We start from the raw sequence: 2,304 nt of genomic DNA, 5'->3' as shown, positions 1-2,304 counted from the left end.
CCCCAGCATTTGCAGCGCCTTCTGGATCAGGCTCACTACTTCGTGCTCCCGCCTCGACGACCTGATCGAAGCTTCCCGCGCGAGGTCAAGCGATCAACACGCAGCAAGTACCCACCAAAAAAAATGCCAGTCAGGGCTTAACTGACTGGCATTGGCCTTTCGGCGCGTTTTTTTATGCCCTGCCCAGAAAGACCGGGCCCGGCGAACCGCGCAGCAGCGCTTATTCCTGTGCGTCACGGATGGTGTCGCGCCCGTGGCGATCCTTTGCCCGGCCCAGGTCGGCGTCCAGCGCGCGCATGAGCTTGTCCACGGCGCTGATGAAGGCAGCGGCCATCTTGTCGGCTTCGGCGGTCACGGCCACCGGTTGGCGGCTGGCCACGCGGGCCTCGATGCGGCAGCGCTTGTCCTCCGCGCCCGATTTGCCGGCGTCCACGTCGGTCAGAAACACCTCCACGCGTGTGATGTAGTCCCGAAACCGCGCGAGCCGGGTGCCAGCCTCGTCCTGGATCCATTGCGCCAGCGACTCTCCACCCTGGATGTGGTCGTCGGTGTGTACTTGTACTTGCATAGGGCACTCCTTGTGAAAATGAAGCGGGATGGCGACAGGCCATGGCCAACCGCATGCCTTCATCATGCACGCAAGCGCAGGTCGCGACTTGACGTCCGTCAATAGCAGTTCGCCATCCGGGGAAACAGCGCCACGGCGCGCGCACCCAGCGCCAGTGCCGGAACAGGCATGCACGACACTTTCCTACAGACGTAGCCTGGGTGTGGTGCTACAAACATATTGGCAAAATTCTCTCGCACGGTTTTGCTGCGCACTGCGCCTGTTCTCCATCGGAGCCTCTTCATGCCCGCTTCCCGCCGCCTCAAGATTGGCCTGTCGGCCTGCTTCCAGCATGCCGACCCCACCCGCCCGTTGTTCACTGGCAAGACCCTGCAGTACGTCGAGCAATCGATTGCCCACTGGCTCATGTCGGCCGGTGCCATGGTGGTCATGGTGCCCTGCCCCACGGGCGAGACGGCACGCGGCGACGTCACACTGGACCACTATGCCGAATGGCTCGACGGCATCGTCATGCACGGTGGCGCCGATGTGTGGCCCGGCAGCTACGGCGAGGAACCCCTGCGCGAAGAATGGGTGGGCGACCGCGTGCGCGACCTGTACGACCTGGCCCTGGTGAAAGCGTTTGCCCAGGCCGGCAAACCCATATTTGGTGTCTGCCGGGGCCTGCAATTGATCAACGTGGCGTTTGGCGGGGCGCTTTACCAGGATCTACAGACCCAGCATCCGGGCGCGCTGCAACACCGCAATGCCGCCACATACGACCAGCATTTCCACGGCATCCACATCGTGCCCGGCTCGCATCTGGCCAAGCTCTACCCCGACACGCCGCGCGCCCGGGTGAACAGCATCCACCACCAGGGCATCAAGCGCGTGGCCCCCGACTTTATGGTGGAGGCGCTGAGCGAGCCCGACGGCGTACCCGAAGCGATCCGCCTGCAAGCGGCACCCGGGCGCGGCTACATCGCCGCCACGCAGTGGCACCCCGAGTTTCACCAGATCGGCTCGGAAACCCTGGACGACACCGCGATCCTCAACGACTTTCTGGCCGCCTGCAGCGCCAGAAAGATGCGCCCGGCAGCGCCCAGCCCCGGTCCGCTGCACCTGCGCGACCGCGCCGCACGCCTGCTGCGCCGGGCGCTGCAGCGGCGCCATTGAACCACCCCTTGATTCATGGTGTTTTTGACCCCTGGCACCTGCTAACCATGCGTGGAAGCTATCAAAACAGGAGTGCTCTGCGTCAACCTGACCGGCACCAGGTTACCCACCCACCGGCGGCGCTGCATCGTCGAAATGCTGCTGCACCAGCGTGCGCAGCAACTGGCTGGCATAACGGCTGAGCAGCGTGCCCGGGCGCGCCTTCGGCACCGCGAGCACCAAACGGTTACGGATGGCTGGCGCCACCATAACGGCCATGTGCAGCGTCTGCGGATAAATCCAGGCACGCGTGGCGCTCAGCGGCAGCACCGTGTCGGCCACGCCGCGCGCGACCAGTGACAGCACGGTCTGTACCGAGTCCACCTCGGCCACCATCTTCAACTGCATGCCGCGCGGGCGCGTGTAGCTCTCCAGCAGCTGGCGTAGCGCGTGCGGGCCACTGGGCATGACCAAGTTGCGCTGCACCACCCCAGAGAGGCGCACCTTAGAGCGGCTAACAAAAGCCTGTCATCGCCCAGTGCCCGATGTGCGTTTGATACGGCATGGCAAGAAACAGGAACAAAGAAATCAGTACGGCGCTG

At 64.4% G+C, this 2,304-nt stretch carries 3 protein-coding genes; 1 reads left to right on the top strand and 2 read right to left on the bottom strand.

The features are described 5' to 3' along the window. Positions 1–220: 220 nt before the first annotated feature. Positions 221–568: an HPF/RaiA family ribosome-associated protein gene (locus BLW02_RS19365; RefSeq protein WP_092701750.1), complete on the bottom strand. Its 348-nt coding sequence runs from the start codon at positions 566–568 to the stop codon at positions 221–223. A gap of 282 nt (positions 569–850) precedes the next feature. Between BLW02_RS19365 and BLW02_RS19360 the strand changes: the two genes are divergently transcribed. Next, positions 851–1,723, top strand: a complete 873-nt coding sequence (locus BLW02_RS19360) for a gamma-glutamyl-gamma-aminobutyrate hydrolase family protein (protein ID WP_092701747.1) — start codon at positions 851–853, stop codon at positions 1,721–1,723. A 102-nt stretch (positions 1,724–1,825) separates the two neighbouring features. Here the strand turns inward: BLW02_RS19360 and BLW02_RS19355 are convergent, their stop codons facing one another. Further along, positions 1,826–2,206, bottom strand: coding sequence for a LysR substrate-binding domain-containing protein (locus BLW02_RS19355; RefSeq protein ID WP_139285425.1), 381 nt, complete (start codon positions 2,204–2,206; stop codon positions 1,826–1,828). Positions 2,207–2,304 lie beyond the last annotated feature (98 nt).

Origin of the sequence: Acidovorax soli (genome assembly GCF_900107605.1) — a bacterium.
Classification (GTDB): domain Bacteria; phylum Pseudomonadota; class Gammaproteobacteria; order Burkholderiales; family Burkholderiaceae_C; genus Acidovorax; species Acidovorax soli.
Note: the sequence above shows the minus strand (reverse complement) of the source record. Positions and strands in the feature narration are given on the sequence as shown.

Excerpts from the sequence above, each read along its gene's own strand:
- BLW02_RS19365 (WP_092701750.1), bottom strand. The coding sequence starts at position 568 with ATGCAAGTACAAGTACACACCGACGACCACATCCAGGGTGGAGAGTCG.
- BLW02_RS19360 (WP_092701747.1), top strand. The coding sequence starts at position 851 with ATGCCCGCTTCCCGCCGCCTCAAGATTGGCCTGTCGGCCTGCTTCCAG.